Source organism: Lachnoanaerobaculum umeaense (genome assembly GCF_003589745.1).
GTDB lineage: Bacteria > Bacillota > Clostridia > Lachnospirales > Lachnospiraceae > Lachnoanaerobaculum > Lachnoanaerobaculum umeaense.
The window spans coordinates 967,027-983,155 of the sequence record NZ_CP032364.1; the positions used below are offsets into that span (position 1 = coordinate 967,027).

The window sequence follows — 16,129 nt, forward strand, 5'->3', positions numbered from 1 at the left end:
TTTTTAGTGTATAGAGGTAAGTAAGTTGAGATATATACTTTTATTGCGTGGTATAAATGTTGGTGGAAAGAATAAAGTCTCTATGAGTGACTTGAAAGCTTTGTTAATAGAATTGGGATTTGAGGATGTTGATTCTTATATTAATAGCGGGAATTTATTCTTTAGTAGTGGGGAAAACTATGAAAGTTGTATCTCTAAGATAAAACATTTATTGGAAACGAACTTTGACTTTTCAATCCCTTTTACTTTAATAAATAAAGATGATTATTTAAAAGAAAAGGAAAATCTTCCAGAATGGTGGTATCAAGACATAGCAAGAAGAGACGTTTTATTCTTTTCCTGTGATTTAAATAGCAGTAAAGTAATTGACTTTATAGACAAATCTACGTTTCATAATGAAATAGTGCATATTGGAATAAATGCTGTTTTTTGGGGAAAATATGATGAATCGGAATATATGAAAACTACCTACCACAAAAAGCTTATAAAACAGGATTTTTACAAGCAGGTAACAATAAGGAATGGAAATACATTTGAAAAGATAGCAGAGATCCTTGAGAGGGAAGATAAATGGACAATATAATTATAAAAGAGGCCTCTCCTGAGGATGCTTTAGCAAGAATAGAATATTCAAAAAAGATAGGATCGGAAACAGATAATTTATCATTTGGAGCGGAAGGTTTTCCGATTTCTGTTGAAGGAGAGGCGGAATATATTGAATCTCTTTTGAAAGATGAGAGGTCTTGCTCATTTTTTGCATGGAGAGATGGTGAAATTATTGGAGATGTAAGCTTAAGCGGATTGACAAGACGAATGAATCACAGAGCTGAACTTGGTATTACAGTTTTGAAATCGGAATGGAATAAAGGTCTTGGAAGCAGACTGCTTGAAATGGCGATAGAGTATGCCAAATCACATGGTATAGAGATAATAAATCTTGAAGTAAGAAGCGATAATTTTAGGGCAATCCATGTCTATGAAAAGTTCGGATTCAGAAAAATCGGTACATCTTTCGCATATTTTAAAATAGGAGATTCATATATAGATTTTGATATAATGTATCTGGATCTGAGATAGAAAAATCATAATTAGAAGTTGTGGAGATGATTGGTAAATGAGAACAAAAAGTGTCGTAGTAGAAAAATGGAATTCGAAATGGAAGGATGAATTTGAAAAGATAGTAGCTTCATTAGGTAAAGATATCATTTACAATTCAATCAAAATTGAACATGTTGGAAGTACATCAGTTGAAGGACTATCAGCAAAACCCGTCATTGATCTTGATATTGTTATTGAAAAGAACAAATTTGCAATTATTAAGGAATTACTTAATAAAAAAGGATATGAACACGAGGGAGATTTGGGTATTGAAGGTAGAGAAGCTTTTTCATATTCCGGGAAAAAAGAATTAATGACTCATCATTTATATGTATGTCCTAAAGATTCCAAAGAACTCTTCAAACATATTACATTTAGAAATTTCTTGAAAAATAATCTTGATTTAGCAGCTGAGTACTCAAAGGTGAAGGAACAGGCTGCAATACTTTATCCGGATGATATAGATAAGTATATGGAATTCAAATCGGAAATTATTGAAAATATTTATAAAAAGTGTAGGTTATTAGAATGAAAATAGCGGTAAGTGCTTGTTTACTTGGAAAATATGCATACATGGGATTGACAAAGAATTTCAAGTATTATATATCACAAAATGTAAGCTCTTACATTTTTAAAAGAATGAAAATAAGGATAATTGTATATAAGATTTTAACAACAGAAAAATATTTGCAAGGAGAAATATGGTCAATAAAGATTTGAAATATTTCAAAGAAAGACTTGATTTAATAGATTGGAATGGAGACTTTGAAAAGGCGGACAAATAAAATTACGAGATCTTAGATAGCTTATGTAAGTATATAGAGACGGAAGCCAGGTTAAATACAAAAGCAGAAATAATATCTAAAGCACTGATACTTCTTGCCCAAAATGTAGGCTGTGCAGAGGATTTTGATAGATATGAAGAAAACTTTATAAATAGACTTGTGGAAGATGACTTACTTACAAAAGAGCAGTCAGATTTATTTTATAATAACACAAACAGAAGACAGGGGTAGGAGCTATAGAAGAATGTGAAAACAGAATATAAATGGAATTTGTATTGAAAGAAAATCTTTTATATATTAGTAGATTTTTTAAGTGTATTTAAGCTGATTTATGTGTTAAACTATCCTAAATATAGATGAGAGGAGAGCAGCAAGAGATATGAAAGTTGTTGTTGCCATTGATTCATTTAAAGGAAGTATGTCATCTTTGGAGGCTGGAGAAGCTATAGCAAAAGGTGTGAAAAAAGCCCATAAGGATGCAATTGTTGAAATAAGACCTCTTGCAGATGGAGGAGAAGGAACTGTTGAGGCACTTTCCATTGGAATGGGAGGCAAACTTGTAAATGTAGAAGTTACAGGTCCGGCAGGAAAAAGCGTAAATGCTGTTTATGGAATAGTGGAGTCAAGTAAAACTGCAATTATTGAAATGTCACAGGCAGCAGGAATCACGCTGGTAAGTGGCGATGAAAAAAATCCTTTGTATACTACAACATTTGGTGTAGGTGAAATGATAAAGGATGCCATAAGAAAAGGATGTAGACATTTTATAGTAGGGATTGGAGGATCTGCAACCAATGATTGTGGCATAGGTATGTTACAGGCACTGGGTTATGAATTTCTTGACAAGGATGGAAAGCAGGTAGGATTCGGTGCAAGCGGTGTAAGGGATATCGTAAGCATAAAAGATGAGAATGTAATAAAAGAACTTGCAGAATGCAATTTTAGAGTAGCATGTGATGTGAACAATCCTCTATGTGGTGATTTAGGTTGTTCAGCAATCTATGGACCACAAAAGGGAGCTACAAAGGAAATGGTTGCAGATATGGATGCTTGGCTTTTGAGATATTCAAAGCTTGTAAAAGAAAAATATCCGAATGCAGACAGTGAGAATCCGGGAACAGGGGCGGCCGGTGGTCTTGGATATGCCTTCCAAAACTTTACAAAATCAAAGATGGAGTCAGGAATACAAATAGTATTGGATGAGACAAGACTTGAAGAATATGTAAAGGATGCTGATGTAGTGGTTACAGGAGAAGGTAGGCTTGATCGTCAGACTGCAATGGGCAAAGCACCTATAGGTGTAGCAAATATTGCAAAGAAGTATAATAAAAAAGTTATAGCATTTTCAGGAAGTGTAACAGAGGATGCATTTGTATGTAATGAGCATGGAATAGATGCGTTTTTCCCAATCCTTAGAAGAATAGTTACATTGGAAGAGGCAATGAAAAGTGATATTGCAAAGCGGAATTTGATGGATACTACAGAGCAGGTATTTAGATTGTTATAATAAAAGGCTCAGATTTGGCGAATGTCGTTAAGTCTGAGCCTTACATTTTATAATTTTAAATCACCGGTCTTTACCAGTCCCATTTTCTTTACAAATATATGAATAACAGGTGTGATTATGGCAGGAAGGATAAAGGATATCATAATAAGTCCTATCCAGTCAAACGGGGTAATAGATGATTTGCTTCCATTTGCAATATCACTTACCCAACCGGTATATACCCCTATCTGTCCAACAAGACCACAAGTTCCCATACCGGATGAAACAGCAGCACCATTCATCTGGAGTTTGAACACACATGTAGCAGTAGGTCCTGTAATCATAGATGCTATACATGGAGCTATCCAGATTCTTGGATTTCTTACAATATTTCCCATTTGAAGCATAGATGTTCCTATACCTTGTGATATAAGCCCTGACCATTTGTTTTCAGGAAATGATATAATGGCAAATCCGACCATCTGAGCACAGCAACCTGCAAGGGCAGCACCACCGGCAAGTCCTGTAAGTCCAAGGGCAGCACATATAGCAGCAGATGAAATAGGAAGTGTAAGAGCTACACCAACTAAGAGTGAAACCAGTATACCCATAAGGAATGGCTGTAGACTTGTAGCCCACATGATAACAGTACCAAGTTTCATAGCAGCTTTTCCAAGGCTTGGAGCAAGTATTGCAGATAGGAATATACCTACTGATATAGTAACCAGAGGAGTAATAAGTATATCTATCTTAGTTTCTTTGGATACCATTTTGCCCGCTTCAGAAGCTATAATAGCTACAAAAAGCACTGCAAGTGGTCCGCCTGCTCCTCCTAGGGCATTTGATGCAAAGCCCACTGTAATGAGTGAAAACAGTACAAGTGGCGGTGTCTCAAGTGCATATCCTATAGCAACAGCCATTGCCGGCCCACTCATAGCACTTGCAAGAGAGCCAACTGTGTATTCAACTCCTGCAATAGTAGCAACTGTACTTGTAAGGAATGCAATATTAAACTGCTTACCTATAGTATTGATAATAGTGCCAATCAATAAGGAACAAAAAAGTCCCTGTGCCATAGCACCTAATGCATCAATACCATAACGCTTAGCAGAAATAACAATATTCTTCCTTTTAAAGAATGATTCTATTCTTTCCATAAAGTCCTCCATAGAACTTATTTTAATTTGAATACAATTTTAGAATTAAAATAAAATTTGTCAAGGTAAAATATAAAATTTGTCAAGGTAAAATATAAACTGTCAAGGTAAAATATAAACTGTCAAGGTAAAATATAAACTTGACGACTATAGTTGTATGTGGTAGAATACTAAAGATTAAAGGATGCAAAGTCCTTTTTTTTTGGATTTTCAAGTCTAATTCGAACAATGGAGGTGGAGATTGTGCGTACAAAGATAACACTTGCTTGTACAGAGTGCAAGCAGAGAAACTATAATACGACCAAGGATAAGAAAAATCATCCTGACCGTATGGAAATTAAAAAGTATTGTAGGTTCTGTAGAACTCATACAGTGCATAAGGAAACAAAATAGGAGTAATTATGGCTGAAAGAAAAAGCGGAAAGATATCTGACTTTTTGAAAGGTGTAAAGGCAGAGTTTAAAAAGATAGTATGGCCAACAAAGGATGATATAGTAAAGCAAACTATTGCTGTTATTACATCATCTGTAGTGATTGGGGTCATAATATCAATACTTGACTTTATATTCAAAGTATTACTAAACTTTGTGATCAAATAGGTGATAATATGGCAGAGGCACAATGGTTCGTAGCCCATACTTATTCAGGCTATGAGAATAAAGTAAAAGTAGATATTGAAAAGACAATTGAGAATCGTGGGCTTCAGGATCAGATACTTGAGGTTACGGTTCCTATGGAAACCATACTTGAAGTAAAGAATGGTGTCGAAAAATCGTCAGATAAAAAACTTTTCCCCGGATATGTTCTTATACATATGTATATGAATGATGAAACCTGGTATGTCGTTAGAAATACTAGAGGTGTTACAGGTTTTGTGGGTCCGGGAAGCAAGCCGGTACCACTCACCAATGATGAACTTGCAGCACTGGGTTATAGTGGAGATTCCACAAAGCCTGAGGCAAGAGTCCTTGTTGACCTCAAAGAGGGAGACATGGTTACAGTTATCAGTGGAGCATGGAAGGATACCGTGGGAGTGATTACCGCTGTCAACGAAAAAAGAAAGACTGTTTCTATTAATGTAGAAATGTTTGGACGAGAGACAAAAGTAGAGCTTGAGTTCACAGAAGTTAAGAAGATGTAATATCATTACAGATGCATTTGTTTAAATGCGTGGGAGGGAGATTCCCGAAATTACCACAAGGAGGTGCCATATGGCAAAGAAAGTTACAGGATATATAAAATTGCAGATACCTGCAGGTAAAGCAACACCAGCTCCACCTGTTGGTCCAGCACTTGGACAGCATGGTGTAAATATAGTTGAGTTTACAAAGCAGTTTAATGCAAGAACAGCAGACCAGGGAGATTTGATCATCCCTGTTGTTATCACAGTTTATGCAGATAGAAGCTTTAGTTTCATAACTAAGACTCCACCGGCTGCAGTTTTACTTAAGAAAGCATGTAAGATCGCTTCAGGTTCAGGTGTACCTAACAAAACAAAAGTGGCTAAGATTACAAGAGCACAGCTTGAGGAAATAGCTACTCTTAAGATGCCTGACCTTAACGCAGCAAATATTGATTCAGCTATCTCTATGATAGCAGGTACAGCCCGTTCAATGGGTATCACAGTAGAAGACTAATTTAGGAGGGAATATACATGAAACACGGAAAAAGATATGTTGAAGCTGCCAAATTAGTTGATCGTAGCGTACAATATGATGCAAGCGAGGCAGTAGCTTTAATTAAGAAAACAGCAGTAGCTAAGTTCGATGAAACAATAGAATTACATATAAGAACAGGTCTTGACGGACGTCATGCAGACCAGCAGATTCGTGGTGCGGTAGTTCTACCACACGGAACAGGTAAGACTGTAAAAATATTAGTATTTGCAAAGGGACCAAAGGCTGATGAGGCTTTGGCTGCCGGAGCTGACTATGTTGGAGCAGAGGAGCTTATTCCAAGAATCCAGAATGATGGTTGGTTAGATTTTGATGTTATCGTTGCAACACCTGATATGATGGGCGTTGTAGGACGCCTTGGTAAGGTACTTGGACCTAAGGGACTTATGCCAAACCCTAAGGCAGGTACAGTTACAATGGATGTTACAAAGGCTATTGCAGACATCAAAGCAGGTAAAGTAGAGTATCGTCTTGATAAGACAAACTTGGTTCACGTACCTGTAGGAAAGGCTTCATTCAGTGAGCAGCAGCTTTTAGAGAATTTCCAGAGCATTATGGATGCTATCAATAAGGCTAAGCCAAGCACAGTTAAGGGTGCATACTTGAAGAGTATCGTTCTTACTTCAACAATGGGACCTGGTGTCAGACTCAATGTTGCTAAGCTTTTAGGCTAATAGCTAATATAATAAAGACGCATAGGCTGCCATATACTTATAAAGAGTATGTGGCAGCTTTTTGTTATATTAAAATATATTTTATGCTTCTATTTAATTTATTTGAATAGTTCAAAACGAAGTTAATATATATAGATAATTTGATGATGAAACTTGAAAAGAGTATTTATATGTATTAGAATGTACATGAAAGAGTAAAATAAAAAGTTACAGTATAGTTATATTTATTGTTAAATATTACTATATATTACTTTTACACTGACTGTACCAAGTTATCAGATATATTAATTTATTTTGTATAATCTTATTGAGGTATGATTATGGCTGGTGATACAAGGATAATAGAAATAAAGAAGCATATAGGATATGATGGCTTAGAATTTGATGGAAAAATAATATATGTAGGAAGAGATGGGGAAGAAAAAACTGTATTCGAGGATAGAACTATGAGATTAATAGATTTGTTTAACGATAGAGCTTATCTAGGTGAATTTGAAAAATATAAATAAAGTATATTAAAAGATAATAGTATTGAGTGGCTTTCATAAAATACAGGAGATATAATTGTGAGCAAAGGAAGAAAAATCAGGCTGATTATTTTAATAGTATTTATTGTACTTATTGCACAATATGTATTAACTCATGCAAAAAGAAAACTGATTATAAGGGATAATATATTATATGGTATTAAAGATGGCATATTTGAGAGCAAGTACAGTATGAAAGAGTTGACTGTTCCTACAGGAGTTAAAGAAATAGATAAATATGCCTTTATAGGTTGTGAGAATTTGGAAGTCGTGGAATTGCCGGATACACTTGAAAGTATTGGTGAGCTTTCATTTTTAAGTTGCAGAAAACTGGAATATATTAAAATACCGGGAAATGTGAAAGTTATTGAATCGTCAGTATTTTTGGGATGTTCACAATTGAAAAATGTGGAATTACCGGATAGTTTGGAAAAACTGGGGATGGGAGCATTTAGTGATTGTACGGCTTTGGAAAAAATAAGTATTCCTGCCGGAGTAGAGGAGATCGGTGAATCCACTTTTTTAAACTGTAAAAATTTGGAGTCAGTAGAACTGAATGAGGGTCTAAAAAATATAGGCAGTGAGGCTTTTTTGGGTTGCGAGAAAATCAGAAGTATAAAAATCCCTGATTCTGTTGAGAAGATAGGAAGTGCTGCCTTTAAAGACAGCAAAAAACTTTCCGATATAAAGATGTCTAAGGGAATAGAGTATATTGGAGAAGGTGCATTTGAAGGTACAAAGTATTATGAGAGAGGTCTGTGGGAAGATGAGGAGGGCATATATATAGGCGAGGCTCTGATAAAATATGAGAATAAAGGCAGTGAGATAAGGGTAAGAGAGGGCACAAGAGTAATTGCAGGCAAAGCCTGTGCCGATTTGCCTGATTTATATACAGTTGAATTGCCTGAAAGCCTTATAGCTATAGGTAATGATGCTTTTGCAAATTGTAAAAGTCTTAAAAATATAAATATGCCCGTGAATCTGAAAGATATTGATAGCAGAGCTTTTTTTGAATGTAATATAGAGAGTTTGAATATACCTGCAAGCGTAAAGAGTATAGGAAGAGAGGCATTTGCCAATTGCAGAAATTTATCAGAGGTAGAGATGATGGAAACGCTGAATATAGTAGGTGTACGAGCCTTTGAAAACACATATTGGCTTGAACATTTAGAAAAAGATGAATATGGCTGTAAATATTTTCAAAATATACTCTTTGAATATGTAGAGGGAGAAAGCCATGTTAAAGTCAGGGAAGGAACAAAAAGCATAAGTGGTGAGGCGTTTTTAAATTCCGACAGATTGGAAAAAATAGATATCCCAAAAAGCGTGGAAATGATAGGCATGGAAGCTTTTAGCGGATGTAAAAATTTAAAGGAATGTATATTTGAAGAAGAAAGTAATATCAAAATAATTTATGTTGGAGCTTTTAAAGAATGTACAAGTATTAAAGAAATAAATATTCCTGAGAGTACAAAATATTTGGGGGCTCAAGCCTTTAAAGACTGTAGCTCTTTGGAGAAGATTGTATTTAGAGAAGGATGCGATATTAAAGAATTAAATATGGAAGCATTTTCAGGTTGTTCTAATTTAAGAGAGATAAGTTTACCGTCAAAGTTGGAAGAGATAAATTATATGGCTTTTTCATATTGTGAAAGCCTGGAAGAAATAAGATTTCCGGAAAATACAAAGTATATAGACAGCTCATCCCTTTTTATATGTAAGAATCTAAAGAGAATAGAAGTACCTTTAAGTATAAAAAGTGATTTTAGAATAGTTGAAAAAAAGCTTAATTTCGAGAAGGTATACCCTGAAGTTATATATTATTAGGATTTCTTGGATAAAGACGAATCGGAGGGGAGGATAAATGTGGATCGAAAAAATAAAAACACTAAAATATATGCAATTACTATAACAGGTATAGTAATCATCATATTTTTATGTTTCTTTCTGAGTAAATTAAAATGTAAGCAGATTATAGAAGATGATGTTTTTCTGGGTATAAAAAGTGGCCTTTTAGAAAAAAGAGACAGCATTACAAAAGTGGAAATACCAAAAGGAGTTACAGCTATAGGTGATAGGGCATTTTATAATTGTACCGGTCTGGAAAGTATTGTTATACCGGAAGGAGTCACATCCATAGGTGAAAGCGCATTTTATAATTGTATCAATCTGGAAAATATTATTATACCGGAAACTGTTAAAAAAATAGATATTAATGCTTTTGATAATTGCGTAAAAATAGAGTATATAAAATTACCTGATAATTTGGAAATAATACAGACAGGGGCTTTTTATAATTGCAGTTCATTAAAAAGTATTAAAATTCCTAAAGCTGTGGATGCCATTTATCCCGAAGTATTTTTAGATTGTAATTCTTTAGAGGAGGTTTCCTTTTTAGGAAATATAATTGAAATAAATAATAGTGCTTTTGAGGGTTGTGAGAAACTTAAAACAATAAAACTGCCGGAGAGTCTTGAAAGAATAGATGAACGTGCCTTTAATAATTGCAGCAGCTTATCAGATATAAATATACCGGATGGGATACAAGCTGTGGGGGAAGATGCTTTTTCGGGAACTTATATTCTTAAAAAAATAGATATTGATGAATATGGTTGTGCATATATGGGAAAGGTATTGATATACAGTAAGGAAGAAAAAGAGTATATTAAGATTAAAGATTCTACCAAAGTAATTGCAGACGGCGTATTTGACAATTATGAAAATTTAAAGCATGTTGAATTTCCTGACGGCTTGGAGAGAATAGGAAATAACAGCTTTAGATCTTGTAAATCTTTGGAAGAAATAAGTGTCCCTGAGGGAGTAAAGAGCATAGGTGGATTTGCCTTTGCATATGCGGGATTAAAAAAGGTGGATTTACCTGAGACTGTAGTGGAAATAGATGATTATGCGTTTATGGAATGTATACATTTATCTGAAATAAATTTGCCGAAGAATATAGAAAATATCGGTCATAGGTGTTTTAAGAATACAGATTATCTGCTGGATATGGAATCTGATGAGTATGGCTGTAAATATGTTGGGGATATACTTCTTGGATACACAGGTAAAGGTGCTAAAAGAATAAAAATTAGAGACGGAACAAGACTGATAGCGGAAGGGGCTTTTGAAGACAGGGAGTTTATAGAAGGGGTATATATACCTAACAGTGTTGAGATAATGGGAGAGTATGTATTTTATAATTGTTTCGCCTTAAAAGAGGTGTATTTTCAGGAAGATAGTAGACTTAGCGAATTAAAGCAGATGACATTCGGAGAATGTATATCTTTGGAAGAAATAGAATTGCCTGAGGGCTTAAAGAAAATACAAGATAATGTCTTTGTAAATTGTGCTTTTAAAAGTCTGACGGCACCTGAAAGCATAGAATATATACATCCCTATGCTATTATGCAATGTGATATGCTTGAAGAGATAAGAGTACCGAAAAAACTTGAGAGTGAATATTTTTTGGGAGAAATATATTTTTTAGAAGATGAATATCATTCAAAATATGAAATAAATGAGAGATATAAAAAACCGGATATTGTATTCTATTAAAACACGGATGGATGAATATTAAGTTTAATATAATAACTGTAACTAATAACTCATATCCACCGTATCAACTCTTAATAATATACTTGTTTGAAGTTTGCAAATGTTGTATACTATTTATACAAAAACATAGCTTGGTAGGAGGGTTATATGCCTGTAGTAGAGAGTTTGATTTGCAAAGAGACAGATGGTAAACTTAGTTTTGGAAATTATATTCTTAGCACAAAATCTAAAGTAGAGGACTTTGGACATGAAGGAGATGTATACAAGGTAAAGACTTTTAAAGAAATTACAAAGCTTGAAAGAAATTCAGCATTTGTATTTGAATCTGTTCCCGGTAGTGCAGTGATAGAATTTGAGACCACCCCGGATTTGACTACTTTCGATATATATGGTTTTGGGGACACCCAGATAACTATCGGGTTGGAAGAGGATACAGAATATGAGGTTTATATTGATGATGTAAGTATCGGAGGTATGAAAACCAATCTATCAGGTAAGCTTATATTTAGTGTTGAACTAAGTGAAAACAAATCAAAGGTTATAGTTAAAAAAAGATAATTGAATGGGCATACCGGTAAGCCGGATATGCCTTTTTTAAATAGAAAGGTTTATATGGCAAAATCAAAGTCCAGTGCATTCTTTTGTAAGGAATGTGGATATGAATCACCTAAGTGGCTTGGACAATGTCCTATGTGCAAAGCTTGGAATAGCCTAATAGAAGAGCCGGTGGTGAAAGCGAAAACTGTTAGCAGAGGAATATCATCAAATACATATAAAAAGCCGGCCAGATTATCAGAAATACAGCTGGAAGATGAAGACAGATTTAAGACAGGCTTTGAAGAGCTGGATAGAGTACTAGGAGGTGGCGTAGTAAGAGGTTCACTTGTATTGGTAGGTGGAGATCCCGGTATAGGAAAATCTACATTATTGCTTCAAGTATGTAAGAATATTTCAGATGATGAAAGATCAGTCCTTTATATCTCAGGAGAGGAAAGCTTAAAGCAGATAAAGATGAGAGCAAAAAGAGTTGGAGAAATCAAGGGAGATTTGAGCTTTCTATGTGAAACCAATCTGAATATAATAAAAGAAACAGTACTTAGTGAGAAACCGGATGTTGTGGTGATAGACTCTATACAGACTATGTTTAATGAGGAAGTGGCTTCAGCACCCGGAAGTGTAAGCCAGGTAAGGGAGTCTACAAATCTTCTTATGCAGACAGCAAAAGAAAATAATATTGCAATATTTATTGTAGGCCATGTTACAAAAGAAGGGCAGGTTGCAGGTCCTAGAGTGCTTGAACATATGGTAGATACAGTGCTTTATTTTGAGGGAGATAGATTTGCCTCATATAGGATACTTCGTGCAGTTAAGAATAGATTCGGTTCTACAAATGAAATAGGTGTGTTTGAGATGCAGGAGGTAGGCCTTATAGAGGTCAAAAACCCTTCTGAGTTTATGTTATCAGGTAGACCACAAAATGCTACAGGTGCAGCTGTAGCTTGCCTTATGGAGGGGAGTCGACCTATTTTGGTAGAGGTACAGGCTTTGGTAGTACCTACTGCCTTCGGACTTCCAAGGAGGACTTCTACAGGAACGGATGTGAACAGAATCAATCTCTTGATGGCTGTCATAGAAAAAAGATGTGCTTTGGCTATGAGTAGATATGATGCCTATATAAATATTGCAGGTGGACTTAGGATAAATGAGCCGGCATTGGATCTTTCTATAATAATGTCTCTTATTTCAAGTATGAAGAATAGAACAATAGATGAAAAGACTGTGATATTCGGAGAGGTAGGACTTTCAGGAGAGGTTAGAGCTGTAAGTATGCCGGAAATCAGAATAAGAGAGGCTATGAAGCTTGGATTTGAGGTATGCATACTTCCAATAGTATGCCTCGAAAAGCTTTCATTTAAAGGCAATATAAAGCTAATAGGAGTAAGGAATATAAATGAAGCTGTTTCATTATTGAGTTAAAAGCAGAAATTATTATAAAAGTGTAGTATTTGATAAAATACATATCTAAAATATTTATATGCAAAGCAGTTTCATAGAAAGCGAGAAAAATGGACGAGAAAACAAATGTAATGAGACTTTTGGATCAAAAGAAGATAAAATATAATCACTATTCATATATAGATACTCCGGCAACAAATGGAGTGGAGGTGGCAGAACTACTAGGTCAGGATGAGAGAAGAGTTTTTAAAACTTTGGTAACAGTCGGTAAGAGTAAGGCAAACTATGTTTTTGTTATACCTGTAGCTGAGGAACTTAATTTAAAGTCGGCAGCAAAAGCAGTAGGTGAGAAGTCTATAGAAATGTTAAAATCAAAAGATTTGCTACCACTTACAGGATATATTCATGGCGGTTGTTCTCCTATAGGGATGAAAAAAAGATTTACCACTGTGCTGGATTCTACAGCCTTGGATTTTGAAAATATAATATTTAGTGCCGGCAAGATAGGGTATCAGGTGGAAATGTCTCCAAAGGATCTGGAAAAAATTCTGCCTTTAAGCTTTGCCGCATTGACATAGGATAACATTATGATAAATATTGGAGTATTGGCACATGTAGATGCCGGAAAGACCACACTGATAGAGGCAATTCTTTATAAAACCGGAAAGCTTAGAAAAACCGGAAGAGTGGATTTTGGAAATAGCTTTTTGGACAATGATGAGTATGAGAGAAAAAGGGGTATTACCATATTTTCAAAAATTGCCAGAACAAGTATAGACGGTATAGATATAAATATTATAGATACTCCGGGGCATGTAGATTTCAGTGCTGAAATGGAAAGAACAATATCTATAATGGATATTGCAATACTGGTAATTAGTGGAAGTGATGGTGTACAATCACATTCACATACACTTTTCAGGTTATTAAGAGAGGCAAATATACCTACTATAATATTTGTAAATAAAATTGACAGTGAAAAGTTTGATAAAGAAAAAGTATTGTACGGCTTGAAAAAGTCACTTTCAAATAATATTGTGGACTTTTCAAATGAAAATAAGATGCTGATAGAAGAAGCGGCATCATGTGATGAAAAACTTATAGAAAAGTTTATTGAAGGAGAGGAGATATTAAAATCCGACATAAGCTTTTGTATAGAATCATCAAAGATATTTCCTACAATATTTGGTTCGGGTCTTAAACTAATAAATATAGAGGGAATACTTGATCTTATAAAAGAATATATAAATGAGAAAAAATATCATGATGAGGTTTCCGGCATAATATATAAGATAAAATATGATGAGAACGGAAACAGACTTTCATTTATAAAGCTATTAGGTGGAAATATTCGTGTAAAGGACACTCTATTTGATGAGAAAATAAATCAGATAAGAGCTTATGATGGTGAAAAATACACTACTTTAGATATAGCTAATGCAGGAGATATCATAGCAGTTACCGGAATATCAAAATCTCATGCAGGGGATACCTTTGGAAATATAAAAAGTCCAAGTCAAAAACTTCTACCTGTACTTAGTTACAATATGGTTTTCTCAGATGATGTAAGTATAAACCAAATATATCCTAAACTTATTCAGATATTTGATGAGATACCTGAAATAAGGATGGAGTACGATGAGGAACTTGCTAAAATTAAGGTCAATCTGATGGGTGAAGTTCAGATAGACTTGATAAAAAATCTCATCAGTGAAAGACTTCGACTAAACTGTGATTTGATAGATGGTGGTATTATATATAAGGAGAGCATAGTAGGATATATTGAGGGTGTAGGACATTTTGAGCCTTTGAAGCATTATGCAGAGGTACATATACTTATCTCAGAGGGAGAGAGAGGAAGTGGTGTTATATTTGCAAATGAGGTATCTGATGATGAGCTTCCAAAGAACTACCAAAGTCAGGTAAGAAATATTGTAGAAAGCTCAAAGTTTAGAGGAGTACTGACAGGCAGTGAGCTTACAGATGTAGTTCTTACTTTAGTTGCAGGAAGAGCACATGAAAAGCATACTGAGGGAGGAGACTTTCTTGAAGCAGTACATAGGGCGGTCAGACATGGACTTATGTATGCCAAATCCATACTTTTAGAGCCTTATTATGACTTTGAGATAAATATTCCTATGACTTCACTGGGAAGACTATTAAATGATCTAGGCAATATGAATGCTGAGGATATAAGTTATGATGGAGTAGAAACTCTAAGAGTTAGGGGTTTTGCACCTACCATAAATATACAAAACTATGGAAGCACGCTTTTGTCATATACCAAAGGACTTGGTCAGATAAGTTTTAGTCTCAGGGGTTTTTTACCATGTCATAACTTAGAGGAAGTAATAGGAAATAGCTCATATTTGGCAGAGTTTGATACAAAAAACACTCCGGATTCTATATTTTGTTCTCATGGTGAGAGTTTTATAGTACCTTGGAGTGAAGTATTTAACTATATGCATTTACCATTAAAGAAGTTTGAACTGGTAAAGGAAGAGGAGAAAGTAGAAACAATCAGATCTACATATGATGCTTCAAAAGCTGACAGCGAAGAACTGATGGCAATATTTGAAAGGACCTATGGAAAGATTACACCAAGGATAGGAGATTGGGATACTCCTATAAAGAGAACTCCTGAAAAAGAATATGTATATAAGGAGAGAGAAAAAAAGAAACACTACTTATTGGTGGATGGATATAATATTATATTTGCTTCAAAGGTCTTGAGTGAACTTGCCGAGATAAATATAGATTCTGCCAGAGATAGACTAATAGAACTTCTGATAGATTATAAGGCATATAAGGACTATGAAATAATCTTGGTATTTGATGCTTATAGACTTGTAAATCACCCTACAGAAGTACAAAACTTCTCCGGATTATATGTTGTATATACAAAAACTGCTGAAACAGCCGATCAATATATAGAAAAGACTACACATGAAATGATAAAAAAGTATGATGTAACAGTGGCTACATCAGATGGTATAGAGCAAATTATTATAAGAGGTAAGGGAGCTATACTGATTTCAGCCAGAGAATTTTTAAAGGACTTGGAAGAAACCAAGGAAGCTTTCAGAAAAGAACATATAGAAAAGACAACAGTTACAAACAGGCTTTTTGATTCTTTAAAGGGAGATTTGAAAGAAAAAATAGAAAATATAAGACTTGGTAAAAAAGAAGAGCCCTAGCAAATGCCGGGGCTCTTT

17 protein-coding genes are annotated in these 16,129 nt (G+C 34.7%); 16 read left to right on the forward strand and 1 reads right to left on the reverse strand.

Annotation, left to right across the window (positions count from 1 at the left end):
• The first annotated feature begins 25 nt into the window (after window positions 1-25).
• From D4A81_RS04410 to D4A81_RS04435, 4 genes are all read left to right on the forward strand, one after another.
• Window positions 26-583, forward strand: a complete 558-nt coding sequence (locus D4A81_RS04410) for a DUF1697 domain-containing protein (RefSeq protein WP_111525690.1) — start codon at window positions 26-28, stop codon at window positions 581-583.
• The gene (locus tag D4A81_RS04415; protein WP_111525689.1) at window positions 571-1,077 is read left to right on the forward strand and encodes a GNAT family N-acetyltransferase; all 507 of its coding nucleotides are present in this window, start codon (window positions 571-573) and stop codon (window positions 1,075-1,077) included. The genes D4A81_RS04410 and D4A81_RS04415 overlap by 13 nt, the downstream gene beginning before the upstream one ends.
• A 37-nt stretch (window positions 1,078-1,114) precedes the next feature.
• On the forward strand, window positions 1,115-1,630 hold the full coding sequence (locus D4A81_RS04420) for a GrpB family protein (protein ID WP_111525688.1): 516 nt from the start codon (window positions 1,115-1,117) through the stop codon (window positions 1,628-1,630).
• A gap of 632 nt (window positions 1,631-2,262) precedes the next feature.
• Window positions 2,263-3,390 (forward strand): glycerate kinase, encoded by a 1,128-nt coding sequence (locus D4A81_RS04435; protein ID WP_111525686.1) that lies wholly within the window; start codon window positions 2,263-2,265, stop codon window positions 3,388-3,390.
• A gap of 47 nt (window positions 3,391-3,437) precedes the next feature.
• Here the strand turns inward: D4A81_RS04435 and D4A81_RS04440 are convergent, their stop codons facing one another.
• Window positions 3,438-4,526, reverse strand: coding sequence for a PTS transporter subunit IIC (locus tag D4A81_RS04440; RefSeq protein WP_111525685.1), 1,089 nt, complete (start codon window positions 4,524-4,526; stop codon window positions 3,438-3,440).
• Window positions 4,527-4,769: 243 nt separating this feature from the next.
• Here D4A81_RS04440 and rpmG point away from each other — a divergent pair, with 243 nt between their 5' ends.
• From rpmG to D4A81_RS04500, 12 genes are all read left to right on the forward strand, one after another.
• Entirely contained in the window at window positions 4,770-4,919 is a 150-nt protein-coding gene (rpmG, locus tag D4A81_RS04445; protein WP_009662528.1) for a 50S ribosomal protein L33, read from the forward strand.
• 8 nt (window positions 4,920-4,927) lie between these two features.
• Entirely contained in the window at window positions 4,928-5,125 is a 198-nt protein-coding gene (secE, locus tag D4A81_RS04450) for a preprotein translocase subunit SecE (protein WP_111525684.1), read from the forward strand.
• 8 nt (window positions 5,126-5,133) lie between these two features.
• The gene (gene nusG, locus D4A81_RS04455) at window positions 5,134-5,667 is read left to right on the forward strand and encodes a transcription termination/antitermination protein NusG (RefSeq protein WP_111525683.1); all 534 of its coding nucleotides are present in this window, start codon (window positions 5,134-5,136) and stop codon (window positions 5,665-5,667) included.
• A gap of 70 nt (window positions 5,668-5,737) precedes the next feature.
• Window positions 5,738-6,163, forward strand: coding sequence for a 50S ribosomal protein L11 (rplK, locus tag D4A81_RS04460; RefSeq protein WP_009662424.1), 426 nt, complete (start codon window positions 5,738-5,740; stop codon window positions 6,161-6,163).
• 17 nt (window positions 6,164-6,180) lie between these two features.
• Window positions 6,181-6,876, forward strand: a complete 696-nt coding sequence (rplA, locus tag D4A81_RS04465) for a 50S ribosomal protein L1 (RefSeq protein ID WP_111525682.1) — start codon at window positions 6,181-6,183, stop codon at window positions 6,874-6,876.
• 320 nt (window positions 6,877-7,196) lie between these two features.
• Complete coding sequence (locus tag D4A81_RS04470; protein WP_111525681.1) at window positions 7,197-7,385, forward strand: hypothetical protein; 189 nt, start codon at window positions 7,197-7,199, stop codon at window positions 7,383-7,385.
• Between the two features lie 57 nt (window positions 7,386-7,442).
• Complete coding sequence (locus tag D4A81_RS04475) at window positions 7,443-9,230, forward strand: leucine-rich repeat domain-containing protein (RefSeq protein ID WP_111525680.1); 1,788 nt, start codon at window positions 7,443-7,445, stop codon at window positions 9,228-9,230.
• A 39-nt stretch (window positions 9,231-9,269) separates the two neighbouring features.
• Window positions 9,270-10,958: a leucine-rich repeat domain-containing protein gene (locus D4A81_RS04480; RefSeq protein ID WP_111525679.1), complete on the forward strand. Its 1,689-nt coding sequence runs from the start codon at window positions 9,270-9,272 to the stop codon at window positions 10,956-10,958.
• A gap of 147 nt (window positions 10,959-11,105) precedes the next feature.
• Entirely contained in the window at window positions 11,106-11,516 is a 411-nt protein-coding gene (locus tag D4A81_RS04485) for an endosialidase (protein WP_111525678.1), read from the forward strand.
• 54 nt (window positions 11,517-11,570) lie between these two features.
• Window positions 11,571-12,935 (forward strand): DNA repair protein RadA, encoded by a 1,365-nt coding sequence (radA, locus tag D4A81_RS04490; protein WP_111525712.1) that lies wholly within the window; start codon window positions 11,571-11,573, stop codon window positions 12,933-12,935.
• A gap of 89 nt (window positions 12,936-13,024) precedes the next feature.
• Entirely contained in the window at window positions 13,025-13,492 is a 468-nt protein-coding gene (gene ybaK, locus D4A81_RS04495; RefSeq protein WP_111525677.1) for a Cys-tRNA(Pro) deacylase, read from the forward strand.
• A 9-nt stretch (window positions 13,493-13,501) separates the two neighbouring features.
• Window positions 13,502-16,111 carry a translation factor GTPase family protein gene (locus D4A81_RS04500; protein WP_111525676.1) on the forward strand — a complete coding sequence of 870 codons (2,610 nt, stop codon included), beginning with the start codon at window positions 13,502-13,504 and terminating at the stop codon, window positions 16,109-16,111.
• The last annotated feature ends 18 nt before the right edge of the window (window positions 16,112-16,129 follow it).